Here is a 24,049-nt window from a genome sequence, read left to right on the forward strand (position 1 = left end):
ATGATTACCCTTTGAACGCATTTAGATTATCTGCGTCATCTAAATTAATCAGGGTAAAACCACGACTGGCAAGAAATTCATACGCATCAGGGAATTTATCCCACAGCGCTTGGGTATACACCATAAATACTTGGGTGCGGGGAAATTCTTTGAGCGAGAACACGGCAGTGCTGATAAAGGTATAAATTTCAAAGCGTTGCTGGGGGTTTTGTTGCAATGCCTCGCTTAGATAATCTTCAATGATTTTATCGCTATCAATCACCGGCAAAAGATGGCTAAAATCCAAGTTTTCTCGCGGGTGTGGACAAAATGCGTCAAGGTGAAATGCCTTGACCATTGTTTCTACAATATCAGCATAAGCTTTGTCACCGATAAAATTGTCGAGGGCTTGCCCCAATAACAGCCGTTTTACCGGCAAATTCTCATCAGGCTGATTGTCTACTTTATCAAACAAATAAACGGGATGGGTAGTGTCTATGATATTTTTTTCATGGGGAAAAATGGTGAAATGTTTTTTGGAGATAGCCAAAATACTGGGAATACTGGGATAAGTAATGCCCACGGCGTGTTTAAACAGTTGTAATGGCAAGGATTTTGGTAACGGTTGAAAATAGCTAGAATTGGGGAAAATATTAGCGGTGCCGTCATCAAAGGTATACAGCTGTTGGAATTTTACTTTAGAGATAACATATTGCAAAAACAACACGTCAATACTGGCAAGATAGACGTTTTCGATAGGTTTTTGCCAAATATCAAGCGTGTTAAGTGTGGTTTTGATGTGGTTTAGGGTGGCAAAACGCTCGCCCCAGGTTTTATTGTTCAGTTCGATAAAGGCGGATTTTTCGCAGACTTGCTCAAGTTGGTCAAAATAATAGCGGTGTTTGGGCTCGCTTTTTGAATGGGCGCCATACGGCAAATAAAGCCCGATAAAGGGGGTACTGTGCTGCTTAATAATTTGCTTGGCAATCAACACTTGCAAGGGGGTGATACAAATAATAAGATTCATGGCGTTTTTTTGACCTTTTCCACCTGCAGCGTATAATAATATAACAGTGGCAAAATCACCACGCCACTAATAATAGTCGCATACGGCACCACCGCCAGTGATACGCCACTTAACACCCACAAGGCAACCAAATACACCACCGTTGAGATGACGGAACACAGCGAGATTTGGGCACTTTTGGCATGATAAAACAAAAAATTCACCAACAATAAATACGGAATTATCAGCGAAAACGCCAGTACAAACATCACCACATAATACTGGCTCTGGGCAAAATCCGACCCCAATAGCCACGCCATCAATGACGATGGCATCGCCCAAGCCATGGCAGTCAACATAACAGGCACTATTAAACTCAGCCAAAACAATCGATGCAATTGCATCACTGTCATGCGCTGCGATTTTAGCCGTTCATATAAGTGAGGCACCAGCGCAGAATTGATCGCCATAATCACAATGGTCAAGCTGCTAGCGACTTGCACCCCTGCTGAGTATACGCCTAGCTCATGACTGCTAAACCGCTCGTGAATCAACACTCGGTCAAGTTGCCCTTTGATGGTATAGCTTAACCCATGTAACAGCAGCGGCAAGCCTAGCGTTAAAATATAGCCAAGTCCCAGTTTGAGCCGTTTTGGGGTAAAGCGAAATTTGATAGCAAATTGGTATTTTGCCCACGCCAACGCTGCCACAAAAGTAACCCCATGCGCCAAGATAATCGCAATAAGACGTTGGGCAACTTTATCCGTGGTATCGCCAGCAAAAAACTGAAAAATCAGCACTGTCCATAGCAAATTGCCCAAGGCTAAGCCCAGTTGGATGGTCAGATAGCTAAATGGGCGTTTTTGGCATTGCCGCAGTGCCAGTTGGTTTTGAATCAAGGTTTGCAAAAAGGCAGTAAAAAAGCAGTAAAATAGCAATTCGCTATGTAACAGCCAACTAATCGCTGTGCCAATCAGCAGCACGCCCACGCTATATAGCCCGCCCGCCAATAAAATATTGCCCAGCCCATGCCTGCCATACACATAAAAATAACGGGTCAAAGCACCATTTTGCGACAGACTCATGACGATTGAAATAAACGCCGTGAGCGATAAATAATAGGACAAATCACCAAATCCCGTTGTGCCTAATACCCGTGTCAAATAGGGCAATAGCAAAAATGGCACGGCTTTGGCGGTCATCTCGCCTATCACATAAATCAGGCTGTCTTTGAGCAAAGCAGAGTGTGTTAAACGTTTGATTTTATTTAACATTACCTTTCAAGAACATCCCACGAGGTGGCGGTATTGGCTTGGATATCCGTTAGCAATTTTTTGCCTATCAATTCATCATAAAACTTCGGGGCAAGCCCAAAGCCAGGGCGAACGCTACGGATACAGCTTTCATCAATCACATCCCCTGCCGTCATGTCTTTGACAAAATACAGTGAACGGCGAAATTGCACATTGCCGATTTCACTTGATTTTCGCCCATAATTGACTTGTCCGAGCGACTGCCAAGCGGTTGTGCTGTCACGGCAGAGGGCGGTGAGTTCGTCTTTTTCCAGTGAAAAACTGTCATCTGCGCCGCCGCCATTGCGGTCTAGGGTAACGTGTTTTTCGATGATACACGCCCCCAATGCCACGCTTGTGACGGCGGTGGTGTTGTCAAGCGTATGGTCGGATAAGCCAATCGGTACGCCAAAACGGCGCTGCATATCGACAATGGTACGCAGGTTATAGTCCTGCGCGGGGGCTGGATAACCACTCACGCAGTGTAATAACGCAAGCTGTTTGCAGCCGCCATCACGAGCCGCGGCAACCGCCTCGGTAATTTCGGTTTGGTCCGCCATCCCTGTGGAGATAATCATCGGCTTGCCGGTACTTGCCACATATTTGATAAGCGGTAAATCAATGGCTTCAAACGAGGCGATTTTGTACGCTGGGGCGTTCAAATCCTCGAGTAAATCCACCGCAGTAAAGTCAAACGGTGAGCTAAACATGGTGATACCGACTTTGTGAGCGTACTCAAACAATGGTTTATGCCAGTCCCACGGCGTGTAAGCTTCTTGGTACAAGTCATACAAGGTACGCCCGTCCCACAATCCCCCATGAATTTGGAAGTCGGCGGCGGTACTGTTGAGGGTGATGGTATCTGCGGTGTAAGTTTGCATTTTGACCGCATCAGCCCCGCAAGCCTTTGCCATGTCAATGATAAGGTAAGCGTTATTGATGTCGCCGTTGTGGTTGGCGGACATTTCGGCGATGATATACGGCGCATGGTCAATGCCGATTGGGCGATTGTTAATGCTGAAATTTTGATTCATATTTTGATTCATAGAAACCCCACTAAGACCCACCCCTAAAATAAAAAATCTTGCGATTTTAATTCAAACTCAACCACATCATACACTTTTTCACCCACACCAAAATGCTGTTTTAACACACCTGTTTCGCTAAATCCCAATTTACGATGCAACGCCAGTGACGCGGTATTATATGCCAGCACTTGCGCGGTAATTTTACCAATGTCGGTGGTGTTGAAAATCTGTGCAATCGCCAAAACCCCCAACGCAAAGCCAAGCCCCTGCCCTTTTGGGCTATTAGGGGATAAATAAAACCCCCAACTGGCGCTGTTGTCATTGGCGGTATTTTTTGCAGCATTTAAGGTTTGGTATTTATCCACCGTCATTTGGGTAACATTGACCAACCCCATCGGCTCACCAGCGACTTCAAAAATCAGCAAATGCACATTGGCATGGTCAAGTTGTTTGCGATACCACTTTTCATGGTCAGCGAGGGCAATTTCATCTTGCCCAAACATCCACCGGCGCACGTCAACGTGATTACGCCATTGCCAAATCATCTGGTTATCGGCTTGGGTCGCTTGCCGAACTTGACAATGTTGAAATTTTTGCGCAAATTCAATCCAGTGCGCTACCCGTTTCGCCCCTTGGCCATCGACCAACTTGGCAGATTGACGGCTGAATTTTTTATAATTGTCGGTTAGTTCGCTCAACAAGCGGGGCAGTTGCTCATCCAATACAGCAATGTCAGTTACCACTTTGACCAGGTTTTTATCTGCCAATGCTTTGGCAATCACCTGTTGGTTATCGGCAAGCACGATCAGCACCATCGGTAAGCCCAAACAGCAGCGCTCCCAGGTGGTGCTGCCTGCTGCCCCAATCGCAAGGTCGGCATTTGCCATCAACTCCGCCATATTAGTCACATTAACAAGAACAGCACACGCAAAACTTGCATGTTTGGCAAACCTTTGCACACTTTTGATATGCGGTGCGGTTTTACCCATGACGACAGTCACGTTAAACGCTTGCGTAGAGTGTTGCACAAAGGTATTGAGAGTTTGCAAAATCTTAAGCGTGACATTATCGTTATCGACACCGCCAAGATTGACCAATATATTGTTGGGCGGCTGGACGCTTTTACGTCTGTCTAGGCTTATTGCTCGCCAGCTGGCAAATTCATCACGTAATAGTGTATAGCGTGTACCTAGTAGTCGCTGGCAATGACTTGGCACAAGCGGTTGATAATCTTCGTTTTTTCGCCCAAAATTTTGGTCGAGCAAAATCTCACAGTCGTGCGTTCGGTCAGCTAAGTCGTCAATGGCTAAAATTTTAAGGTTTGGCAAAAGTCGTTTGGCTTGCTGCTCCCAGTTTTTGCCAATCGCATAATGGTCGATAATCAGCCAATCTGGCTTTAACGCTTGCAAGATGGGTTTACACTCGGCAAAATCATCGTTTTCACTGGCGCCGAGCCACTCGCTATGGGCATGCTGTTTGATAAAATCTGCAGTCTCACTTTTGGCTAACAGTTGAACAGCAAAACCTTTTTGCCCAATCAAATCCGCCAAATGCCCGTCATGCTTCCGACAAATAAACGTGATGTCATGCCCTTGCTGTTTTAATCGGTCAGCCAAGGTCAAGCAACGCATGATATGACCGCTACCCATCGTTAAACTTGCGTCTGCTCGGACCATGATCTTCATGCTTGCTCCAATTGCGCTTGGTACAGGCGCTCAGCAAATCGCCAATCGTTATCATCATCAATATCGACCACACTGTATTTTGGCAACACATAGCCTAGGGCATGATTATGGATTTTATCCTCGCTGAGCCATGCTTCACGACCGCCCCAATAAAACTGACCTGCGTCAAAATATGCTTGCGGCAAATCTTGGGTTCGGGTGAGTTCATGTTGGCTAAACATGCTCGACACTTCACCGGTATCGCTTAACTTAAGTGAGCGTAACACATTGGATTCAAACTCCAAAACCGGAAAACAATACAAACTGTTGGATGACTGCCAACGCTCAAAACTTTCGGTTAAATACTGCGGTTTTAATAACGGCGTACAGGGGTATAGACAGCAGATATGGCTAGCGTTTGGCACGCGCTGCAGCACATGCCGAATCACCGCAGCGGTAGTGGCGTAATCATCGGCAAGCTCGGCCGGTCTTTGGCTGACAGTTGCACCATGGTGTTGAGCGATATCGGCAATGGCGCTATCATCAGTGGAGACGATAATCTGCTCAAACAATTGGCTGTTTTTTGCCGTTTCAATGGCACGCGCCAGCATGGGTTTGCCACAAAAATCTTTGATGTTTTTGCGGGGAATGCGTTTACTCCCCCCACGCGCAGGGATGATACAGACCTTCATTATGCTAATGCCTGATAAATTGCATTGACCACTTGCGCTTGCGAGGCTTCGCTTAAGTCATAATACAATGGCAAACTAATCGCTTGGGCATAGTAGCGCTCGGCATGGGGAAAATCGCCTTGTTTAAAGCCCAACTTGGCATAATACGGCTGGGTATGCACTGGAATATAATGCACATTCACCCCGATATTTTGCGCCCGCAAACTGTCAAACACTTGCTTACGCGTTTTGCCAGTGTCTGCTGTCAGTTGAATGGGATATAAATGAAACCCCGAATAATTAGTAGGATTGCGATAAGGCAACATAATCGGCAAATCTGTTAATAATTCATCATAACGCTTGCCAAGCTGATGACGGCGAGTGACAAAGTCATCCAAATAGTTCATTTGACTCACCCCCAATGCCCCTTGCAATTCGGTCATGCGATAGTTAAAGCCCAAATCAATTTGCTGATAATACCAACCACCGTCAGGTTCATGGGTCATTAGATTGACATCACGAGTAATACCATGACTACGGAGTAACTGCATTTTTTCCGCCAATGCCGAGTCATTCGTTGTTGCCAGTCCGCCTTCTGCGGTAGTAATGATTTTAACAGGGTGAAAGCTAAACACGGTAATGTCGCTAAACTCACAATTGCCGATTGGTTGATTGTGATATTTGCCACCAATGGCATGGGAGGCATCCTCAATAACCTTAAAGCCATATTGCTGTGATAGCGCATGAATAGCCGCCATATCACAGGGTTCACCGGTGAAATGCACGGGAATGACTATTTTTGGCAAGCGGTTTTCAGCATCGGCAAGCTGTAACTTTTCTTCCAAGGCGGTGATCGACATATTGAGTGTTAGCGGATCGATATCCACAAAATCAATGTTAGCACCACAGTACAATCCGCAGTTGGCAGATGCGGTAAAGGTAATCGGCGTCGTCCACAGCCAGTCATCTTTACCCTTTTCACCTTGACCAAGCCCCAATGCCAAACAGGCAATATGCAGTGCTGACGTCGCACTATTAACCGCCACGCCAAACTTTGCCCCCGTATAGGTAGCGACGCGTTCTTCAAACGCCGGTACTTGACTACCTTGGGTCAAAAAATCAGACTGTAACACAGCGACCACGGCATCAATATCAGTTTGGGTGATATGCTGACGACCGTAAGGGATAAATTGATTTGCCATAATATTTGCCCAAGGGTGTTTGTTATTAAGTGATTTTATTATCAAGGGTTAGCGATTAAATTTTACCAATTTTTGCTTTGTTGGTTTCAATCCAATCTTGGAGTTGCCCAGTTGTCATCCACTCACTGTTATTATCACTGGCGTACACGAAGCCTTCTGGCACCTTAACACCATCTTTGATACGCTCAGGCGTTTCATCCCAGCCATTAATCGCAGGCAAGATTTTAAAATGCTCAGGATATTCGTAGGTATGAAAAGAATCTTCGGCACTAATCATTTGCTCATGCAGTTTCTCGCCAGGACGAATACCAATGATTTTCTGCTCAGCAGTAGCAGAAACGGCAGTTGCCACATCTGGCATAGTCATGGATGGAATTTTTTTGACATAAATTTCGCCGCCCACCATGTCTTCAAATGCATGCCAAACCAGTTCCACGCCTTGCTCAAGCGAAATCATAAAACGGGTCATACGCGGGTCTGTGATGGTCAGCACACCACTGTCTTTAATTGAGAGAAAATACGGAATCACCGAGCCACGACTCCCCATGACATTGCCATAACGTACCACCGAAAAGCGTGTACCATGCTCACCGGAATAGGCATTGCCTGCGACAAACAGTTTGTCCGACGCCAATTTGGTCGCGCCATACAGATTCACTGGACTGGATGCTTTGTCAGTCGATAAGGCAACGACTTTTTTCACCCCTTTATCGATACAGGCATCAATTAAATTCATTGCGCCGTTGATATTGGTTTTGACACATTCAAACGGATTATATTCGGCAGTGGGCACGATTTTGGTTGCTGCCGCATGCACCACATAATCCACCCCATCAAGCGCTCGATATAGACGGTCTTTATCACGCACATCACCGATAAAAAAACGCACCCGCGGGTCGCCTTGATACAGTTTTGCCATTTCCCACTGTTTCATCTCATCACGCGAGAGGATAATCAATTTTTTGGGATTGTATTTTTTAAGCGTCATCGGCACAAAGGTATGCCCAAATGAGCCTGTCCCGCCTGTCACTAAAATGGTTGAATTGGTTAACATAGTGCACTACCTATTATGGCTAAAGTTATTGGTCGCAATTTATCTAGCCCCAAAACCTGTCAGCATGGTTTGAATGGTTTTGAGCACAATCAAGATATCTAATGCAAAAGAAATATGTTTAATATAATAAAAATCGTACTGTACCTTAAGCGCTGTCTCATCGGTATCACTGGCATAGCCTTGCGTGACCTGCGCCCATCCAGAAATACCGGGTTTGACGATATGTCGATAATTATAAAAAGGGATGGTTTTTTCAAAGGTTTTGACAAAACTTAGCTGTTCGGGTCTCGGTCCAATCAGACTCATATCGCCTTTGAGCACATTCAAAAATTGCGGCAATTCATCGATACGGGTTTTACGAATAAACTTACCGACTCTAGTCACTCGAGGGTCATTTTGTTGCGCCAGTTTTGCCCCGTTTTTTTCTGAGTCAAAGCGCATACTGCGAAATTTATAGATTTTAAACAATTTGCCGCCTTGCCCGACCCGCTCTTGGACAAATATGGCCTTACCCGGACTTTCCAACCGTATCGCAATAACAGTTACCACCGCAATCAGCAATACAAAGGGTGAGACTAATAAAATCGCTATAATATCAATCAGCTGTTTAAACCATAAATAGGTTTGCGAGGGCAACAGCGAGCCCAATTCGTTTTCATACAAATGATGAATCGGCAGACGACCGGTCAAAGACTCATACACTTGGCGGTTATTATACACCGGTCTGCCCTGTAACGTTTGCTCCGTTAAAAATCGCTGCCAGTCTTCATCGAGTGCAGGCGACGATAAGTCTGCCACTATCGCTTGCACTTTTTTGGATTGTATGGCATCCAGATGCGGTTTTTCAAGACGCAGCCAACGGATTTGAAAAATCGCTTCAAAGTTTTGACAATGCCCCAGTGGAATATATGCCATATAAGGTTGGTGGGCTTTTTGCTCAAGTAAAAACGATAAAAAGAAAAACACTGCGCCGATAACGCCCGATAAGCCAAAGTAATATAGCGAATACGGCAACCGAAAAACGATAATCACCATGCCTAACAGCATCATCACTAACAATAAGGTTGGCAACACAAAACTGATGGAGCGTTGACCTGGAAACTGGGTGAGTTTGCGCAGACCAAGGGTAACTAGCAAGACACCCAACGTGGCTAACACCATACTGTTAAACTCAGTAATCAGCCAGCGCCCCTGCAAAAAGCGCATTCGCCACATCAGCAACGCCGGCAACACCACCACAACCAACCAGCCCACGATGAGGCGGAACGCGATATTTTGCCATACCAAGAAAATTACCCGCTGCATTATGGTGTAAGTCCTGTTTTTTCAGGATTGGCGTCACGCCATTGTTGAAACTCACGGTATAAAGCTGCAAATGTCGCAGGATCTTGTTTGGCAAGATTGCCCAAGTCAGTATCCACGTTATCACAATCCGACAAGTTTTTTACCATGACACAAGCCGCTTCGATATGTTTTAATGCCGCTTGTTGGTCACCTTTATAGGCTAAGAACTGTGCATAAGCTAATAAATTATACTGGGAAGAATCGGTATTTAGCACCTCTTCAAAGATTTCTTCTTTTACCCTTGCCTGATGGCGATTAATCGGCACTTGCATGGCAAGGATGCGGTCATGATACGCGCTAAAGCCAAACACGCCATTTTGGTAGTCAACTGCTTTGTCTTGGTTTAGATGATTGGTGTGCTTGATAAAGCGATTATAATCCAAATAATTAAGCTGAAAATATTGCCAAATATAGTAGCCTGATAACATCGCCAAACCAAGCATGATAACAGACAAGGCTTTTCTTATTTTGTTTTGCCACACAAGCTGCCAGTTGCGCTGATCAATCAATGCCAAAAACAAGGCAAAAACCGCAAGATAACGAAAATACCATAACGGGTATTCTACACTGGCATACAAAATACTGGCGATGACAAACGCCAGTGCAATCGCGCTTTCGCTGCTATGGCGCAGATGAATCGCCCGCACCAGTACCCAAACAATCGGCACAAAACACAGCGCACCGAGCACACCTAGCTCCGCCAAAATCATGGTGGCAAAATTGTGGGAATGGTCGGCAATCTCTGGCCATTTAAAATATTGGGCATAATCAACGCTTGCGCCCATGTAGTTGTTCCAGCCGACCCCGGTGAGCACATGGTCATGAAATATCATCATGGCGCGTTCGCTCATCGCCGAGCGGTTCCCCTGCCCGCCTGCCATACGGCTCACCGCGCCAAGCTGATTGGCGCTGCTATAATTACTAATCCAGCTTGCGCCCATATAGTACAGCACAAATACGACAAGACCAAAAACGCTAGCTGATAATTTGCTTTTCCACGCCATCGGCTGGGTCAAAAAGAAAATGGGTATTACCGCCAGCATCATCACTAGACCCGCCCGACTTTGGGTCAAGGCAAGCCCGATGGTAAATATTACAAACAATACCATCAAGCCAAACCGCGCATATTGTCGGTATCGACCCATCAGCCACTGCGGCGCATTTAACCTTTCTTGAAACGACTGCTGCAGTTGATAAATCACCCCACACAGCGCGAGCACAAACGCATAGCCTGCGTGATTGGCTTGCCCAAAGTTGCCGTCATAGCGTCCGCCATTGGCGTTACCGCGCGCAATCACCCAACCTTTATAATCAATCTGATAGCCGCTCATCTGCATCATTTGAATCATAAAAGTGATGACTGCCATGAGATATACCGCAATAAACAAACGGTTTAATAAATTCGCTTTATTTTCAATTTGGCTGCCTATCAACGCAGTCAAAGCAACCACCAGCAAGCTTATTACGGGGAATATCAGCGCATCGGGGTAAGCGATATGATTAAATAATGGCTGACATACAATCAATAGCGCTAGCAGCAACCAAGTAAGCACAGATTTGCTCAATTTTTTAATGGGATGTTGCCAAAAAAAAGCGGCTATGGCTAAGCTGATAAAGCCAAACGCGGTGGCATTGACCACAAAATCCCGCCCCAGTGGCGAGTGCCAAGGCATGAGGTACGTCAAAATGGCTAACCCCATGAATAGGGTAAATAGACGGATATCTTGGGTGAGCGTTTGGTTTGATGTCGATAGTAGCATGGTGTTTTTCGTAGGCTTTAAACGCAAAAATGCTAAACGGGGTAGTTTAGCATTTTGGATAAAGTGGGTATAGTCATTCGCTTGAAAATTGCATAATAGCTTTCTGATTTAAATGGCTGCGCTGTTTATCAATTAACCAACCCCATTTATTAAAGTATTTAAGGGCCGATTGAATATGATATTTTAATAATTGTTTGTCTTTATAAGACCCTCGAGTGTGTTTATGATAAATGGTAACTGTTGGCACGTAACAGTTGTCAAATTTTTCTGCACAACGTCTAGAGAGATCAAAATCTTCTAAATACATAAAATACCGCTCATCAAATCCCCCTAACTTTAATAAAACCGTTGAACAAAATAACATAAAACAACCTGAGCAAGCAGGTATAAAACAAGGTTTATAAATATGATAACTTTTAAGAAGATAAGCTTCATCTAGTTTATCTCCTAATCCTGCCAAAAATCGCCTTGCAAACAGATTAGCAGATGTTGGTAGTAAATGCTGAGCATATTGATTTGTACCATCGGGATTGCAAATTTTTGGTGAGAATAATCCTTCTTTTCTTTGCTTTGCAATACTAACTAAATTATCAAGCTGATTTGGTTCAAAATAAATATCAGGATTACAGATTAGAAAAAACTCACTGTATTTAGCATATCGTTTAATTGCTAAATTATGACCATAGCCAAATCCACCATTTTTTGGTGATTTCAAATAAATAATTTTAGAATTATCTAAATAATTTGCCCATTCGCAGCCACCATTATCCACTAAAATAATATTTTGACAATTTGTTGTACCTAAAAGGCTATTCAACGTCTTTTGTATATCTTGGTAGGTATGGTGGTATAAAACAATTGAGCAGTACATTCAAAGACCCTTATCTCTAAAATACCCTTTACCCATATTCTTTATAATGCCGTCTTTAACCGCGGTTAATAATAATTTTAAAGAATATAAAGGCTTTGTTGAGTGATAAGAATAAAAAGCGATATATAGTGGTGTTTTAGATAATTGGATAATACGGAAATTAATTGGTAAATTACTGTATAGACTTAAGTATACGCTATTTCTAACTATAAAATAATTACGAAAGTCAGAATGCAAGTTTATTTTTTTATCATTAAAATCAACAAATTCATCACCAATACTGTGTTTCATGAGAATGGTTGGTACCACGTAACTTTGAAAACCAAGCATTTTTGCTCTCAATCCCCATTCAATATCGACCCAATCAATAAAAAGATCTTCTTGCATCAAACCGATTATATCGAAGTTTTGAATTTTGAGAAGTGACCCTGATGAAATGATATAATCAGAAATTTCATATTGGATTTGTATGTTTGGTATAGTTTTATGAACTCTTAATCCTTTATGATTAATGATTTTAGCAATTTCACCTGTTTTTTCGTCCATAAAAGAAGGTCCAATAGCAGCTACTTTTAGCCCTTGGGTTTCTATATCTTGCCAAGATTTAACTAGGTTTTCAACCGTATCCTTAGTCAGCGTACTGTCTTGGTCAAGCAATAAAACAAAATCACTTTTGACTTTTTTTGCAAATTCAATACCCCTATTTTGGGCGATTGCAATTCCTAAATTATCATTCATAGATAAATAGTGGTTATTAATATTATTTTGCTTATATATCCAATTTTTATTTACCTGACGAACATCATCTATTGGACTATTATCTACGAAGATAATCAAATTTATTTGATGAAATAAACTTTGATAAAGTTTGTTTAGGGTTTCCAAATTAGGGTTATATAGGACAACGATAGCAGATATATTCACAGTGTTACTCATCAAATAATTTTTTTGCTAATGTTCTATAGAAGAGGTAAATACGAAATTTAGTCATTCTGCTCCAATCTTGATAACCTTGAGCCAATAGTTAGTATATTTGAGAGGCGATATATTTCTCACTATTATAAGTGGCCAGTAATATATCAATGGTCATAATGATAGAATGCCTGAAGATTTATATTTGCTTTTAGATGTTTTTGCATTAAATTTACTATTTCCAGTGCTTCTTTTATGGTAACATCCATATCCAGATAGCGATAAGTACCCAACCGCCCAACAAATGTTACTCCATTTGTCTGATTTGCAAGTTTGAAATATTCTTCAAACATTTGCTTATCATCTACTAATCTGATTGGATAATAAGGAATATCATTTTTAGTACAAATTCTACTAAATTCTTTATGACAAATGCTATTTTCGTGTTTCTCCCAAGGGGAGAAATGCTTATGCTCCGTAATTCTAGTATAACTGCTAGTATTATCACAGTAGTTAATTACAGCGTTTCCTTGCATATCACCATTGCCATAACTTGTCTCAAAATCTAAGGTTCTATAACCCAGTTCACCCAACTCATAATCAAAATAATTATCTAATGCACCTGTCCATATTATATGATCAAATTCATGCTTCATATTATGCTCAAAACTTTTGTTAAGTATCACTTTAATACGCGGATGATTAATAATATTTTCAATAATTTTTGTATATCCTTCTTTAGGTATACCTTGATACTTGTGACTAAAATAATTATCGTCATAATTGAAACGAATAGGAAGGCGTTTTAAAACACTTGCAGGTAGTCTATTAGGCTCAATCCCCCATTGCTTAATAGTGTAGTATTTGAAAAAGGCCTCATAAATTTTTTTACCAACAAACTTCAGAGCTTGTTGCTCAAAAGTGACTGGATCGTCAATGCTTTGATCTGTCTGCGATTCTAGAAAAAATCTAGCTTCACTAGGATTAAAGGTTTTACCAAAAAATTGATTAATGGTATGAAGATTAATGGGCATAGTATATACTTGCCCATTTGTAATTGCTTTTACACGATTGACATAAGGCATCATCTCGCCAAACTGGTTAATGTATTCCCACACTTCTTGATTATCTGTATGAAAAATGTGTGGCCCATATTTATGTACCATAATCTGAGTTCTGTCATCTCTTGCAGTATGACAGTTTCCTGCTACATGAGAGCGACTATCAATTATGGTAATTTGGTGACCTAGGTCTGCAAGTTCACGACCAATAACAGCACCCGAAAATCCCGCTCCAACAATTAAAAACTTCATAGTGATATTTATACCTGACTAAGAATTAACAGCTTCTAGGAATCGATCAATTTCTTTCTCAAAAACAGATTCTTGTTGAATTATTTCATTTCTATAAGATAAGAAATTTTTCTTTTGTATCTCATAATTATCAAATATGTAGTGCAGCATACTTATTATGGCTTTAATATTCTCATTTTTATCTTTAAACTTATAATCACTAGCAATTGGGATGTCCATCAAGTTATTTGCAGAGCCTTTCCTGCTTGTTAAAATACAGTTGCCTAAAAGCACGGCTTCTCTAGGAATTCTATCCTTACCTGGATGAAATCCGAAATCTATATAGACTTTCGAACTAGAAAGTAACTCAACAACTTCCCTTCTAGTCATATTAATAATTGGTACAAATTCAATATCATTACAATTTTTAATTAAGTTCTCAGTGAAATTTTTACCTTTAAGTGGATTATAAGAAACTATATTTTTTTTGTCTTTTTCATAAAGTTTATTTGCTTGATTAACGAACGTAGGATGTAAATAATCCGACAGCTTTAGTAAGTTGTTTACTCCATGCTTCCTTAAAAATAATTTTGCATATTCAGATTGATAAAGATGTAAAAACCTATCATTCGTAAGTGATTTATCAAAAAAAATATATTTTTGAGAGTTAAATATCTTATATATTTTGCTGTTAACCTTTCCTTTAAGGATAGGCTGCGTAAAAAAGTAATTATCCACACTTAACCACCATATCACTTTTTTAACAAAGTTAAAATTTCTGAGAAATCGTGTAAAAACTTCAGGTACTATCAAGACTGTATTTATTTCATCATCTATATTTTTTGCAACAGGTATATCATAAGCTAGATAGTTTTCATGAATAGAATCAACTTTACTCTGTGGCAAGTAATACATCTTAACATCTAAATCTCTATCTAATAGCTTTCTTGCTAATTGATGTAATAATTCAGGACCGCCTGTCGCTATTTTCGACGGTGCAACAATATAAAATTTCATTAATTTCTTTCCTGCTTAATTATTGTACTTTTAAATATTTTAAAAAATTTAGGATTAACTTTTCCAACATATATTATCATTGTTAATGTTACTATTAATTCGGTAATTAATAGAGAGAAACACGCACCCAAATCAGCGTATTTCCTCCCTAATATAGATAACAAAATGATATTTACCAATCCGCAAATAGTAATAATACACATGAACGCTTTCTTTTCTCCTTTTGACAACATAATCTGAGTACCAAAAAAATTACTTATAATAATCAATACTGGTAAGAAAGCTAGAACTTGTAAATCTTTAACTGCTGATAAATAGGTGTTCCCAAGCAAAATAGTCACAATCAATGGGGCAAGTAAGAAAATCAAAATAGAATAGACTAATGTTCCTATACCAAATACAACCAAATACTTGGCTATAAATATAAATGCTTTATCTTCATCTTCTTTCATTAACTTATTTATTTTTGGATAAATAGCACTTGTAAAAGGATTTAATACACTTAACATTGCATTTTTAATTTTATCAATACCCGCAAAATATCCAACAGCTGTACTATTTGCCACTAGTCCCAATATCAAAATATTGGTATTGGTATAAAGACTTACAGAACTAATCGACACAAAATAATGCCAGCCATCCACTAAATATTCTCTAACATCTTGAAAATTAGGTTTATAAAAACCATTTAATAACTTTAATTGTTGTATTCTTACCAACGCCAAAATAGATGCTAATATGCCGGTGAATCCCTGTATTAACGCAACCATATAGACATCATGACTAGAATGTACTAACATAAAAATCAATGGTATCGATAGAAACCGAGCTATCAAGTTAGAATTGGAAATCACTTCCATTTTCTCTATTCCCTGCAAAAACCATATAGGAAAGAGAAAGCTACCAAGGACGCCAAGATAACAACACATGATTAAACCAATATTATGGTGTATTATCTTAAAAGGCATTATACAAAAAAGTATTGCGAGTCCTAACAATACAAGTAATGCTTTAGTAAAAAATGTGATAAAAAATATTTTGGTAAGCTGGTTTATATCATTTTGAACTTTAGCAATTTTTGCTGTGATAGAGAGGTTAAACCCATAATCAACCAATAAAGAAAAATACTGTATAATTGCTAAACATATCCCTAATCGCCCAAACTCTATAATACCTAATACCCTTGCAATATAGGGCAAAGTAACTAGTGGAATTATTAAAGCACTACCTTGGTATAGTAGTAAAGATACTATATTTTTTCTTACTACTTTATCCATAATAAATAACTTCTAATTTTTTGAAATCACTTGGAATAGACTGTTTCTAGTACATGTGTTTTTAAAATTTCCAAAGTATTTTAAAACCGAATATTTAGGACGTTTTGCAGGCATAGGATAGCTACTAGTTGATATTGGATTGACTTTTGGCACAGCGTTTCCATTTTTAGCTCGCTCTGCAAAAATCGCTTGAGCAAACGTATACCAACTCATTACCTCCCCATCACTAAAATGCAATAATCTTTTCTCGATGGGTTCATTAATTAACTCAATAATGAACAAAGCAAGATTACCCGCATATGTTGGACAACCCATTTGATCATCTACCACATTAACACTGTCTCGATCTTCGTCAGCAAGCTCTAACATAGTTTTGACAAAGTTATTACCATATTCGCTATAAAGCCAACTCGTCCGAATCACTTGTGCTCTTGGGTTATGTGCTAATACTAACAACTCGCCAGCCAGTTTGCTTTTGCCATACATATTAATAGGATTAGGTGTATCGAGCGTAGTATAGGGCTCACTTGATGACCCATCAAATACATAATCAGTCGAAATATGAATTAATCTTGTACCGACTGTATATGTCGCTTTTGCTAATTGACCAACTGCCGCACTATTAACCAAAAATGCATTATCCGTATCCGTTTCTGCTTTATCCACCGCCGTATAAGCCGCAGCATTAATAACGACTGTTGGCATTATCTCACTAAGCTTATTTTTAACCTGCTCAAATTGAGTAATATTTAATTCTTGAGAGCCAAAGGCAAAAACCTGCCAGTGTTTTGGCATCTTATCTTGTAAGCAACGACCTAGCTGACCATTTGCACCTGTGATGATAACTTTCATTCTATCCATTCCCGTAGTCGTTTGCCTTGTTTATCCTTTTCAGATAGTAAAGGAAATTCAATACCCCATTCTATGCCGATATCTATGTCATTCCAGATGATACAACCCTCATTAGTTGGATCATAGTAATCAGTACATTTATATTCAAAGTCAGCGATTTCACTCAATACTAAAAAACCATGTGCCAAGCCAGCAGGTATCCAAAGTTGTTTTTTGTTTTCTTCAGAAAGTATCACGCCTATCCATTGTTTAAATGTTGATGATTCGGGGCGGATATCTACTGCTACATCCAATACCTGTCCTGCTATACAACGCACCAACTTGCCTTGTGGCTGATTAGTTTGAAAATGCAAGCCACGCAGGACACCTTTTTGCGAACGGGAATGATTATCTTGTACAAAATTCAGTGCGATGCCTAATAATGCCTCATAACGATGTTGTGAAAAAGTTTCTAAAAAAAAGCCTCGGTCATCACCAAATACCGTTGGTTCAATAATTTTGACATCTGGAATTGCTGTATCAATTATTTGCATTATATTACCCTTTTATTGACTATCGACTAGGCGTTGCAAATACTGACCATAACCCGTTTTGGCAAGTGTTTTGATTTGATCAATTAATTGTTCGCGACTAATCCAACCTTGATTGTAGGCAATCTCTTCCAAGCAAGCTACTTTCAACCCTTGGCGGTTTTCTATTGTTTGTACAAACATAGACGCTTCTAATAGGCTTTCATGCGTCCCTGTATCCAACCATGCAAATCCGCGACCCAACAATTCAACATTTAAGCGATTTTGTTCAAGATACATTTGATTAATGGTAGTGATTTCAAGCTCTCCCCTGTCTGAAGTCTTAACTTGTTTTGCCATTTCCACCACTTCATTGTCATAAAAATATAACCCTGTCACCGCATAGTTAGATTTTGGTTTCAGAGGTTTCTCTTCGATAGAAATTGCCCGAAAATCTTTATCAAATTCCACTACACCAAAGCGTTCTGGGTCTGTGACTTGATAGCCAAATACTGTTGCCCCCTTACTTACATCTGTCGCGCGTTCTAGCTTTTTCCCAAAACTTTCGCCAAAGTAGATGTTATCACCTAGGATAAGACACACATTATCTTGTCCAATAAATTCTTCACCAATCAAAAACGCTTGTGCTAGTCCATCTGGACTTGGCTGAATAGCATAACTAAACTTAACCCCAAACTCACTACCATCACCGAGCAAACGTTGATACCCTGGTATATCTTTAGGTGTTGAGATAATCAGAATATCTCGAATCTGGGATAACATCAAAACCGACAATGAATAATATATCATCGGTTTATCATAAATCGGTAAGAGCTGCTTAGATACCCCTTTGGTAATCGGATAAAGCCGCGTACCTGAGCCGCCTGCTAGCACAATACCTTTCATACTATTTTCCTTTTTTAGTTGCTCTGACTGCCTAGTCTTTGTCTGTCGTAGTTACTATGTAGTACCCTTTGACACCAGTCTAAATTCGCCCAATACCATTCTACTGTCTTTTGCAACCCTGTCTCAAACGTTTCTTGAGGCTGCCAACCTAGTTCTTTCTCTATTTTGGTTGCATCAATCGCATATCTTGCATCATGCCCAGGACGATCTGTCACAAAGATAATTAACGATTCATGCAGATAATCTTTTGGTCGTAATTTATCCAAGATACGGCAGATATTTTTGACGACATCAATATTTTTGACTTCATTATGACCGCCGATGTTATAAGTCTCGCCAATTTTGCCTTGTGTCGCCACCAAATATAATGCTTTGACATGGTCATCGACAAATAGCCAATCACGGATTTGCTCACCTGTACCATATATCGGCAATGGCTGACCATCCAGTGCATTTAAGATGATAAGGGGAATGAGTTTCTCAGGAAATTGATAATAGCCATAATTATTTGAACAATTGGTTATCACTACAGGTAGACCATAAGTACGATGCCAAGCCCGCACCAAATGGTCAGCACTGGCTTTGGTCGCAGAATATGGTGAGCTTGGCTGATAAGGCGTCTGCTCATTAAATAATGCATTTGTACCTTCTAAATCCCCATACACTTCATCGGTTGAGATATGATGAAATCTAAAATTAGCTTTCTTATCCTTATCCAATGTACTGTAATAATGCCGCGCGGCCTCCAATAAATTAAACGTTCCCACAATATTTGTTTGAATGAATGGTAGCCCACTATCAATAGAGCGGTCAACATGACTCTCTGCTGCCAAATGCATTATGATAGTCGGTTCAAAATTATTAACGATATTAAACATCGCTTTGTCGCAGATATCTATTTGCTGAAATTGATAGCGTGGATGATTTTCAATAGATTTTAAACAAACTAAATTACTAGCATAAGTGAGTTTATCAATGTTTAATACTTGATGTTCAGTATTTTCAATTAAATAACGAATGAGCGCAGACCCGATAAATCCTGCTCCGCCTGTAATTAACATTTTCATATTATCTCGCTCCAAATCCTGTTAGCATGGTTTGTATCGTTTTAATTACAATTAGAAAATCTAAAGTAAAAGAAAAATTCTTGATGTAATAAAAATCGTATTCCAGCTTGGTTTGGATATTCTCTACATGACCCTCACCTTGCATAACTTGCGCCCACCCTGAAATACCCGGTTTGAGAATTTGCCGATAAGTATAAAACGGTATTTGTTGTTCAAGACGTTCAACTTCTGTAGGTAGCTCAGGTCTAGGCCCTATTAAACTCATATCACCTTTAAGCACGTTCCAAAACTGCGGCAACTCATCAATCCGCCATTTACGAATAAACTTACCAACTTTAGTGATTCGCTCATCATTGTTTTGCGTCATCAAAGTGTTTTGACTCGGTGCATTGACTCGCATACTACGAAATTTATACATCTTAAAAAGTTTACCACCTTGTCCTATACGGTATTGAATAAACAATGCAGGACCTTCGCTATCCCATTTAACAGCCGTAAAAGTGACTAAAATAATAAGTAATGTGATTGGCAGTGTGAATAAAATTAACATTATATCTACTAAGCGTTTCAACATAAGATAACTTTGATCAGGTTGCAATGAGCCAAGATTATTCTCATAAAGATACTGTATTGGCGATCGCCCAACTAAACTTTCATAAATATGTATATAATGATAGACGGGCATACCCTGAATAGTTTGATGAGCCAAAAATCTTTGCCAATCTTTGTCCAAAGCTTGACTTGAAAAATCAGCCACTATCATATCTAGTTTTTTTGACACAAAAAAAGAAGTTATAGGATATAAATTTTTATTTGATAAATTTTTAAAATTATTTGCCCTCCCAATAGGAATATAACCAATTGTTTGCTCGCTAAAAAACGGTCTCAATACAATAAGTATAATGGCAATAATTAAGCTATTACAAAAGCTAAAAACTAACTGATAAACTGAATAAGGCACGCGAAAGACCAGTAAGATAGCGGCAATAACCAAACATATCAGCCCTAATAATGGCAAAATAATACTACTAACCTGTTGCCCTGGATAGCTAATGAGTTTGGTATATATCACCACTACCACTAATACACTAAGGCTTAATACGATCGTTGTATTAATCTGTGGTATCTCTATGCGGTTTTCTACAATATGTCGCCACCATAATAAAACAAATGGCATAGCAACAACAATAAGCCAAACAACCAGTAGTTTTGTATAAAATTTGAGCATAATGACAATAATCAGTGCATAAACCTACCAAAGTATCGATTAAATTCTATTTTTTCTTGGATTGAATTCTTTAGCCCATTTATTAAACTTTCTTGTCACATCACCGTATACTGTTGGTTGATATGAATTTATCTCATTCAATGCATTAACAATATCATTACAATTACCCTGCCATTCCAAAGCACAAGCCGCTTTAAATTTGACTAATGCTTGACTCTCATTGCTTGCTAAAGTTAATAATTGCCCCTGCTTGAATAAGGCCTTTTTAGATATTGCCACAGTTAACACCCTATTCCCAATCACAATTTTTTGATCAAGCTGATTGTTATCGACTGGTAACACACTAAACAATACCGACTCTTTAAAACCAGAATACCCAAATGGGGCCGACCAACTTTGATATTGATTCAGCTTCTGCATTGCAGAGGTGTTTTCATTTTCTATAGCATAAATGACGCGATACATTGTCAAGAACTGTACCATATAGAATAGACTTAAAACAACAATGACCGTACTTAGCCCTGCAAATATTTTACCTAAATTGATATTTATTAAGCTTTTTTTACTATCTAATATCGCAGTATAGATCACAAAGATATATAAAAATCTTAAATACCACAATGGATACTCGCTAAGGGAATACAAGAAAAACACCCCGATCGAGACATACAATATGGCTGTAAAATTGGTTTGATTGATACTAAATTTTTTAAAAATCAGCCACAGAATAGGCAGCAAAGTTAATAGCCCCAAAATACCTAATTCACTGGCTATCTGTGTAAATATTACATGAGAATGTTCACTGTATGTGAACCATTGGATATTGGTAGCATCATTAATACCATTGTAAGAATAATTATGCCATCCTACTCCTGTGATTGGATTATTTTCAAACAAATGCATAGCGCGCTGCTGTAATGAGCCGCGAATCGATATCGACTCTGTTCTAGCTAGGTTACCAATACTGGCTGGCTGGTTCGCCAAATAGATATGCTCATAGCACCAGAGTGCGGCATAGTAGCCCAGTCCAAACAATGCTAAAAAACCTATAGTATGAATAATACGTGATTGGATAGACTGCCGATAACATATCCCATAGCCCAATATAGCCGCTACTGCCATAATGAGACCACCACGACTAAAGGTAAGCCCAATAGAAAACGAAAAAATGACAAATATAACCGCCAATAGCCAAGTCAAATAGCTATTTAATCGCTCTGCTTCTCTATTTTTATAGTAAAAGTATAATACAGCCACCAACCCCAAATCCGTCATAAAAGACAATTGATTGGGCTGAAAAAAATTGCCATCAAATCGACCTTGCATTTTCATAATGATAAAAAAACCATCTTCAATACTAATATGATTAAATTGCAGTACTTGAATGCCCGTACTGATCAACATGCAACCGATGAGTGTATATAGTAAATACTCTATCAATGGTTGTGGATTAGATAAGCTTGTGATTGCAATTGATAACAAAATGCAGATTAATAGATTACCCAACGGAAAAACAAGGGCATCTGGATAAAAAATGGTATTGATTAAAGGCTGAAGCAGGACTAAAAAAAACAAACCCACCCAAGTCCAAGAACTTTTTGGGAAAAAAATAACAGGTTTTCTGATGAAAAACCCCACCAATCCTACACCTAATATAACAGCAACGAAGCTACTATGGAAAATATCCAGTCCTGGCAGCAGGTGATAAGGATTTAACACACCGAACACCAAAGCGATACAACTGGCGAATATCAGACTGTTTGTAGCGATTTTATCCATTATAATACCTTTTACAGACCAGTGATTCTTATATAAAAAAACCAAGCATTACGCTTGGTTTTTTTATACCAATAAATCAAAAATTATTGGTTAGCTTTTGGGATATACTTAGACTTAATTTGGTTAGCGCCATCACCAATAGAAGCTGGATCAACTTTAATAGCACCAGTCGAACCCATAGTTAAGGTAATAGAATGGCTAGAAATCCCTGGGCTTGTAACCCCTGCTTTAAATGTACCAGTAAAAGTACAAGGTGGTGCCATATTAGCAGTTGTAACACCTAAATTAATATAAGTACCTGAAGCCGATGAAGCACCACAGTTACCATTTTGTAAGTTATCAGTTACCTCAGTACGCAGACTATCTGCCATAGAAACTGCTTCAGCAACTTGACCACGTGTGACATAATCTTGATAAGCTGGAATCGCGATAGCCGCTAAAATACCGATAATAGCGATAACAATCATTAATTCGATAAGGGTAAAACCTTTTTGAGCGTTCATAATGAACTCCTATTCTTGAGTGTATAAAATGGATAACATAATCATATAGTTAATTATATAGCCAGTCATCCAAGTAATTGAGTCAATTTGCAAAGTTTCGCTGAGCATCACTTTGCGTTTCTAATAAAATTAATGCACTTTGTGTGCCAACTATATTTTTTAGCCAAATTAACACTAATATATCTTCTATTTGCCTGCTAATTTAAAAATTATTCAGTGTATCAAGGATTATCTAAGCGCAAATTTTTTTTAATCATCCCAATTTATTTAGCTATCCGTACGTTATTGTCAAAGGTATGACAATTTTTGTCATTGTTTTATATCACTCAACATGAGTGTTGTCTATACTGCCGAAAATTGTTAATTGCCTAGCTTGATAAGCTAGTTATTCCATTCTTTACCTATACCGCATAAGGAGCCTCGACATTTCAACCCTTGAGCGTTTAGAGTGAGGGTACCATCATTTGCCATCTGAGATGAACTAACTGGTGTGGCTGTAATTGTCCAACGTTCAGTGAGGGGGGTGGGTGCTAGGGTGATGGTATATAACGCTGTACCACTTCTAGGGAAGCTCCCATTTAATCCCGTGCCTGCGTTAGTGTAACTGCCTTGTGCCAGTTTACGCGATTCAATTTGCGAGGCGATATTTTGCATTTCTGTCATCATATCAGTACGTTTGGTTTTGATGACGTAGCGCTGATAGCTTGGATAAGCAATCGCCGCCAATATACCGATGAGCGCGACCACTATCATGAGTTCGATTAGGGTAAAACCTTGTTGACTATATCGATTTTTCATTACCAAGTCTCCGAATAAGTACCACAGTTGGTTGATGC

The 24,049-nt window shown here is 39.5% G+C and carries 22 protein-coding genes; all 22 read right to left on the minus strand.

The features are described from left to right. Nucleotides 1-4: 4 nt before the first annotated feature. Entirely contained in the window at nt 5-1,006 is a 1,002-nt protein-coding gene (locus RT064_RS09010) for a glycosyltransferase family 52 (RefSeq protein WP_313062958.1), read from the minus strand. Beyond that, nucleotides 1,003-2,259, minus strand: a complete 1,257-nt coding sequence (locus RT064_RS09015; protein ID WP_313062960.1) for an oligosaccharide flippase family protein — start codon at nt 2,257-2,259, stop codon at nt 1,003-1,005. Before RT064_RS09015 ends, RT064_RS09010 begins: the two co-directional genes overlap by 4 nt. Beyond that, on the minus strand, nt 2,259-3,311 hold the full coding sequence (pseI, locus tag RT064_RS09020; RefSeq protein WP_313062961.1) for a pseudaminic acid synthase: 1,053 nt from the start codon (nt 3,309-3,311) through the stop codon (nt 2,259-2,261). Before pseI ends, RT064_RS09015 begins: the two co-directional genes overlap by 1 nt. 35 nt (nt 3,312-3,346) lie before the next feature. Further along, entirely contained in the window at nt 3,347-4,990 is a 1,644-nt protein-coding gene (gene pseG, locus RT064_RS09025; protein ID WP_313062962.1) for a UDP-2,4-diacetamido-2,4,6-trideoxy-beta-L-altropyranose hydrolase, read from the minus strand. Further along, the gene (pseF, locus tag RT064_RS09030; RefSeq protein ID WP_313062964.1) at nt 4,987-5,661 is read right to left on the minus strand and encodes a pseudaminic acid cytidylyltransferase; all 675 of its coding nucleotides are present in this window, start codon (nt 5,659-5,661) and stop codon (nt 4,987-4,989) included. The genes pseG and pseF overlap by 4 nt, the downstream gene beginning before the upstream one ends. Continuing rightward, nucleotides 5,661-6,842 carry a UDP-4-amino-4,6-dideoxy-N-acetyl-beta-L-altrosamine transaminase gene (pseC, locus tag RT064_RS09035; protein ID WP_313062965.1) on the minus strand — a complete coding sequence of 394 codons (1,182 nt, stop codon included), beginning with the start codon at nt 6,840-6,842 and terminating at the stop codon, nt 5,661-5,663. The genes pseF and pseC overlap by 1 nt, the downstream gene beginning before the upstream one ends. A 55-nt stretch (nt 6,843-6,897) precedes the next feature. Further along, nucleotides 6,898-7,896 (minus strand): UDP-N-acetylglucosamine 4,6-dehydratase (inverting), encoded by a 999-nt coding sequence (pseB, locus tag RT064_RS09040; protein ID WP_313062966.1) that lies wholly within the window; start codon nt 7,894-7,896, stop codon nt 6,898-6,900. Nucleotides 7,897-7,935: 39 nt separating this feature from the next. Beyond that, nucleotides 7,936-9,201 carry an exopolysaccharide biosynthesis polyprenyl glycosylphosphotransferase gene (locus RT064_RS09045; RefSeq protein ID WP_313062967.1) on the minus strand — a complete coding sequence of 422 codons (1,266 nt, stop codon included), beginning with the start codon at nt 9,199-9,201 and terminating at the stop codon, nt 7,936-7,938. Beyond that, nucleotides 9,201-11,000, minus strand: a complete 1,800-nt coding sequence (locus tag RT064_RS09050; protein WP_313062968.1) for a PglL family O-oligosaccharyltransferase — start codon at nt 10,998-11,000, stop codon at nt 9,201-9,203. The genes RT064_RS09045 and RT064_RS09050 overlap by 1 nt, the downstream gene beginning before the upstream one ends. 73 nt (nt 11,001-11,073) lie before the next feature. Continuing rightward, nucleotides 11,074-11,871 (minus strand): glycosyltransferase family 2 protein, encoded by a 798-nt coding sequence (locus tag RT064_RS09055; RefSeq protein ID WP_313062969.1) that lies wholly within the window; start codon nt 11,869-11,871, stop codon nt 11,074-11,076. Further along, nucleotides 11,872-12,795, minus strand: a complete 924-nt coding sequence (locus tag RT064_RS09060; protein WP_313062970.1) for a glycosyltransferase family 2 protein — start codon at nt 12,793-12,795, stop codon at nt 11,872-11,874. 155 nt (nt 12,796-12,950) lie between these two features. Next, nucleotides 12,951-14,096: a UDP-galactopyranose mutase gene (gene glf, locus RT064_RS09065; RefSeq protein ID WP_313062971.1), complete on the minus strand. Its 1,146-nt coding sequence runs from the start codon at nt 14,094-14,096 to the stop codon at nt 12,951-12,953. Between the two features lie 18 nt (nt 14,097-14,114). Beyond that, a complete protein-coding gene (locus tag RT064_RS09070; protein ID WP_313062972.1) occupies nt 14,115-15,092 on the minus strand; it encodes a hypothetical protein in 978 nt (325 codons plus the stop codon). Next, the gene (locus tag RT064_RS09075) at nt 15,092-16,369 is read right to left on the minus strand and encodes a flippase (RefSeq protein ID WP_313062973.1); all 1,278 of its coding nucleotides are present in this window, start codon (nt 16,367-16,369) and stop codon (nt 15,092-15,094) included. Before RT064_RS09075 ends, RT064_RS09070 begins: the two co-directional genes overlap by 1 nt. 12 nt (nt 16,370-16,381) lie before the next feature. Beyond that, nucleotides 16,382-17,221: a dTDP-4-dehydrorhamnose reductase gene (rfbD, locus tag RT064_RS09080; protein WP_313062974.1), complete on the minus strand. Its 840-nt coding sequence runs from the start codon at nt 17,219-17,221 to the stop codon at nt 16,382-16,384. After that, on the minus strand, nt 17,218-17,754 hold the full coding sequence (rfbC, locus tag RT064_RS09085) for a dTDP-4-dehydrorhamnose 3,5-epimerase (RefSeq protein ID WP_313062975.1): 537 nt from the start codon (nt 17,752-17,754) through the stop codon (nt 17,218-17,220). The genes rfbD and rfbC overlap by 4 nt, the downstream gene beginning before the upstream one ends. Before the next feature lie 12 nt (nt 17,755-17,766). Beyond that, complete coding sequence (gene rfbA, locus RT064_RS09090) at nt 17,767-18,636, minus strand: glucose-1-phosphate thymidylyltransferase RfbA (RefSeq protein WP_313062976.1); 870 nt, start codon at nt 18,634-18,636, stop codon at nt 17,767-17,769. 14 nt (nt 18,637-18,650) lie between these two features. After that, the gene (rfbB, locus tag RT064_RS09095) at nt 18,651-19,703 is read right to left on the minus strand and encodes a dTDP-glucose 4,6-dehydratase (protein WP_313062977.1); all 1,053 of its coding nucleotides are present in this window, start codon (nt 19,701-19,703) and stop codon (nt 18,651-18,653) included. Between the two features lies 1 nt (nt 19,704). Beyond that, a complete protein-coding gene (locus RT064_RS09100) occupies nt 19,705-20,931 on the minus strand; it encodes a sugar transferase (protein WP_313062978.1) in 1,227 nt (408 codons plus the stop codon). Nucleotides 20,932-20,970: 39 nt separating this feature from the next. Further along, nucleotides 20,971-22,710, minus strand: coding sequence for a PglL family O-oligosaccharyltransferase (locus RT064_RS09105; RefSeq protein WP_313062980.1), 1,740 nt, complete (start codon nt 22,708-22,710; stop codon nt 20,971-20,973). An 83-nt stretch (nt 22,711-22,793) separates the two neighbouring features. Further along, nucleotides 22,794-23,213 carry a prepilin-type N-terminal cleavage/methylation domain-containing protein gene (locus RT064_RS09110; protein ID WP_313062981.1) on the minus strand — a complete coding sequence of 140 codons (420 nt, stop codon included), beginning with the start codon at nt 23,211-23,213 and terminating at the stop codon, nt 22,794-22,796. 381 nt (nt 23,214-23,594) lie between these two features. Further along, nucleotides 23,595-24,011, minus strand: a complete 417-nt coding sequence (locus RT064_RS09115) for a type IV pilin protein (RefSeq protein ID WP_313062982.1) — start codon at nt 24,009-24,011, stop codon at nt 23,595-23,597. Nucleotides 24,012-24,049: the final 38 nt, after the last annotated feature.

Source organism: Moraxella sp. CTOTU49097, assembly GCF_032064105.1.
In the GTDB taxonomy this organism is placed as follows: domain Bacteria; phylum Pseudomonadota; class Gammaproteobacteria; order Pseudomonadales; family Moraxellaceae; genus Faucicola; species Faucicola osloensis_B.

Coding starts and splice junctions, on each gene's coding strand:
- RT064_RS09075 (WP_313062973.1), bottom strand. CDS start 16,369: ATGGATAAAGTAGTAAGAAAAAATATAGTATCTTTACTACTATACCAA.
- RT064_RS09105 (WP_313062980.1), bottom strand. CDS start 22,710: ATGGATAAAATCGCTACAAACAGTCTGATATTCGCCAGTTGTATCGCT.
- glf (WP_313062971.1), bottom strand. CDS start 14,096: ATGAAGTTTTTAATTGTTGGAGCGGGATTTTCGGGTGCTGTTATTGGT.
- RT064_RS09045 (WP_313062967.1), bottom strand. CDS start 9,201: ATGCAGCGGGTAATTTTCTTGGTATGGCAAAATATCGCGTTCCGCCTC.
- RT064_RS09015 (WP_313062960.1), bottom strand. CDS start 2,259: ATGTTAAATAAAATCAAACGTTTAACACACTCTGCTTTGCTCAAAGAC.
- pseI (WP_313062961.1), bottom strand. CDS start 3,311: ATGAATCAAAATTTCAGCATTAACAATCGCCCAATCGGCATTGACCAT.
- pseG (WP_313062962.1), bottom strand. CDS start 4,990: ATGAAGATCATGGTCCGAGCAGACGCAAGTTTAACGATGGGTAGCGGT.
- RT064_RS09010 (WP_313062958.1), bottom strand. CDS start 1,006: ATGAATCTTATTATTTGTATCACCCCCTTGCAAGTGTTGATTGCCAAG.
- RT064_RS09055 (WP_313062969.1), bottom strand. CDS start 11,871: ATGTACTGCTCAATTGTTTTATACCACCATACCTACCAAGATATACAA.
- RT064_RS09100 (WP_313062978.1), bottom strand. CDS start 20,931: ATGCTCAAATTTTATACAAAACTACTGGTTGTTTGGCTTATTGTTGTT.
- rfbB (WP_313062977.1), bottom strand. CDS start 19,703: ATGAAAATGTTAATTACAGGCGGAGCAGGATTTATCGGGTCTGCGCTC.
- rfbC (WP_313062975.1), bottom strand. CDS start 17,754: ATGCAAATAATTGATACAGCAATTCCAGATGTCAAAATTATTGAACCA.
- rfbA (WP_313062976.1), bottom strand. CDS start 18,636: ATGAAAGGTATTGTGCTAGCAGGCGGCTCAGGTACGCGGCTTTATCCG.
- pseC (WP_313062965.1), bottom strand. CDS start 6,842: ATGGCAAATCAATTTATCCCTTACGGTCGTCAGCATATCACCCAAACT.
- RT064_RS09110 (WP_313062981.1), bottom strand. CDS start 23,213: ATGAACGCTCAAAAAGGTTTTACCCTTATCGAATTAATGATTGTTATC.
- rfbD (WP_313062974.1), bottom strand. CDS start 17,221: ATGAAAGTTATCATCACAGGTGCAAATGGTCAGCTAGGTCGTTGCTTA.
- pseB (WP_313062966.1), bottom strand. CDS start 7,896: ATGTTAACCAATTCAACCATTTTAGTGACAGGCGGGACAGGCTCATTT.
- RT064_RS09050 (WP_313062968.1), bottom strand. CDS start 11,000: ATGCTACTATCGACATCAAACCAAACGCTCACCCAAGATATCCGTCTA.
- pseF (WP_313062964.1), bottom strand. CDS start 5,661: ATGAAGGTCTGTATCATCCCTGCGCGTGGGGGGAGTAAACGCATTCCC.
- RT064_RS09070 (WP_313062972.1), bottom strand. CDS start 15,092: ATGAAATTTTATATTGTTGCACCGTCGAAAATAGCGACAGGCGGTCCT.
- RT064_RS09115 (WP_313062982.1), bottom strand. CDS start 24,011: ATGAAAAATCGATATAGTCAACAAGGTTTTACCCTAATCGAACTCATG.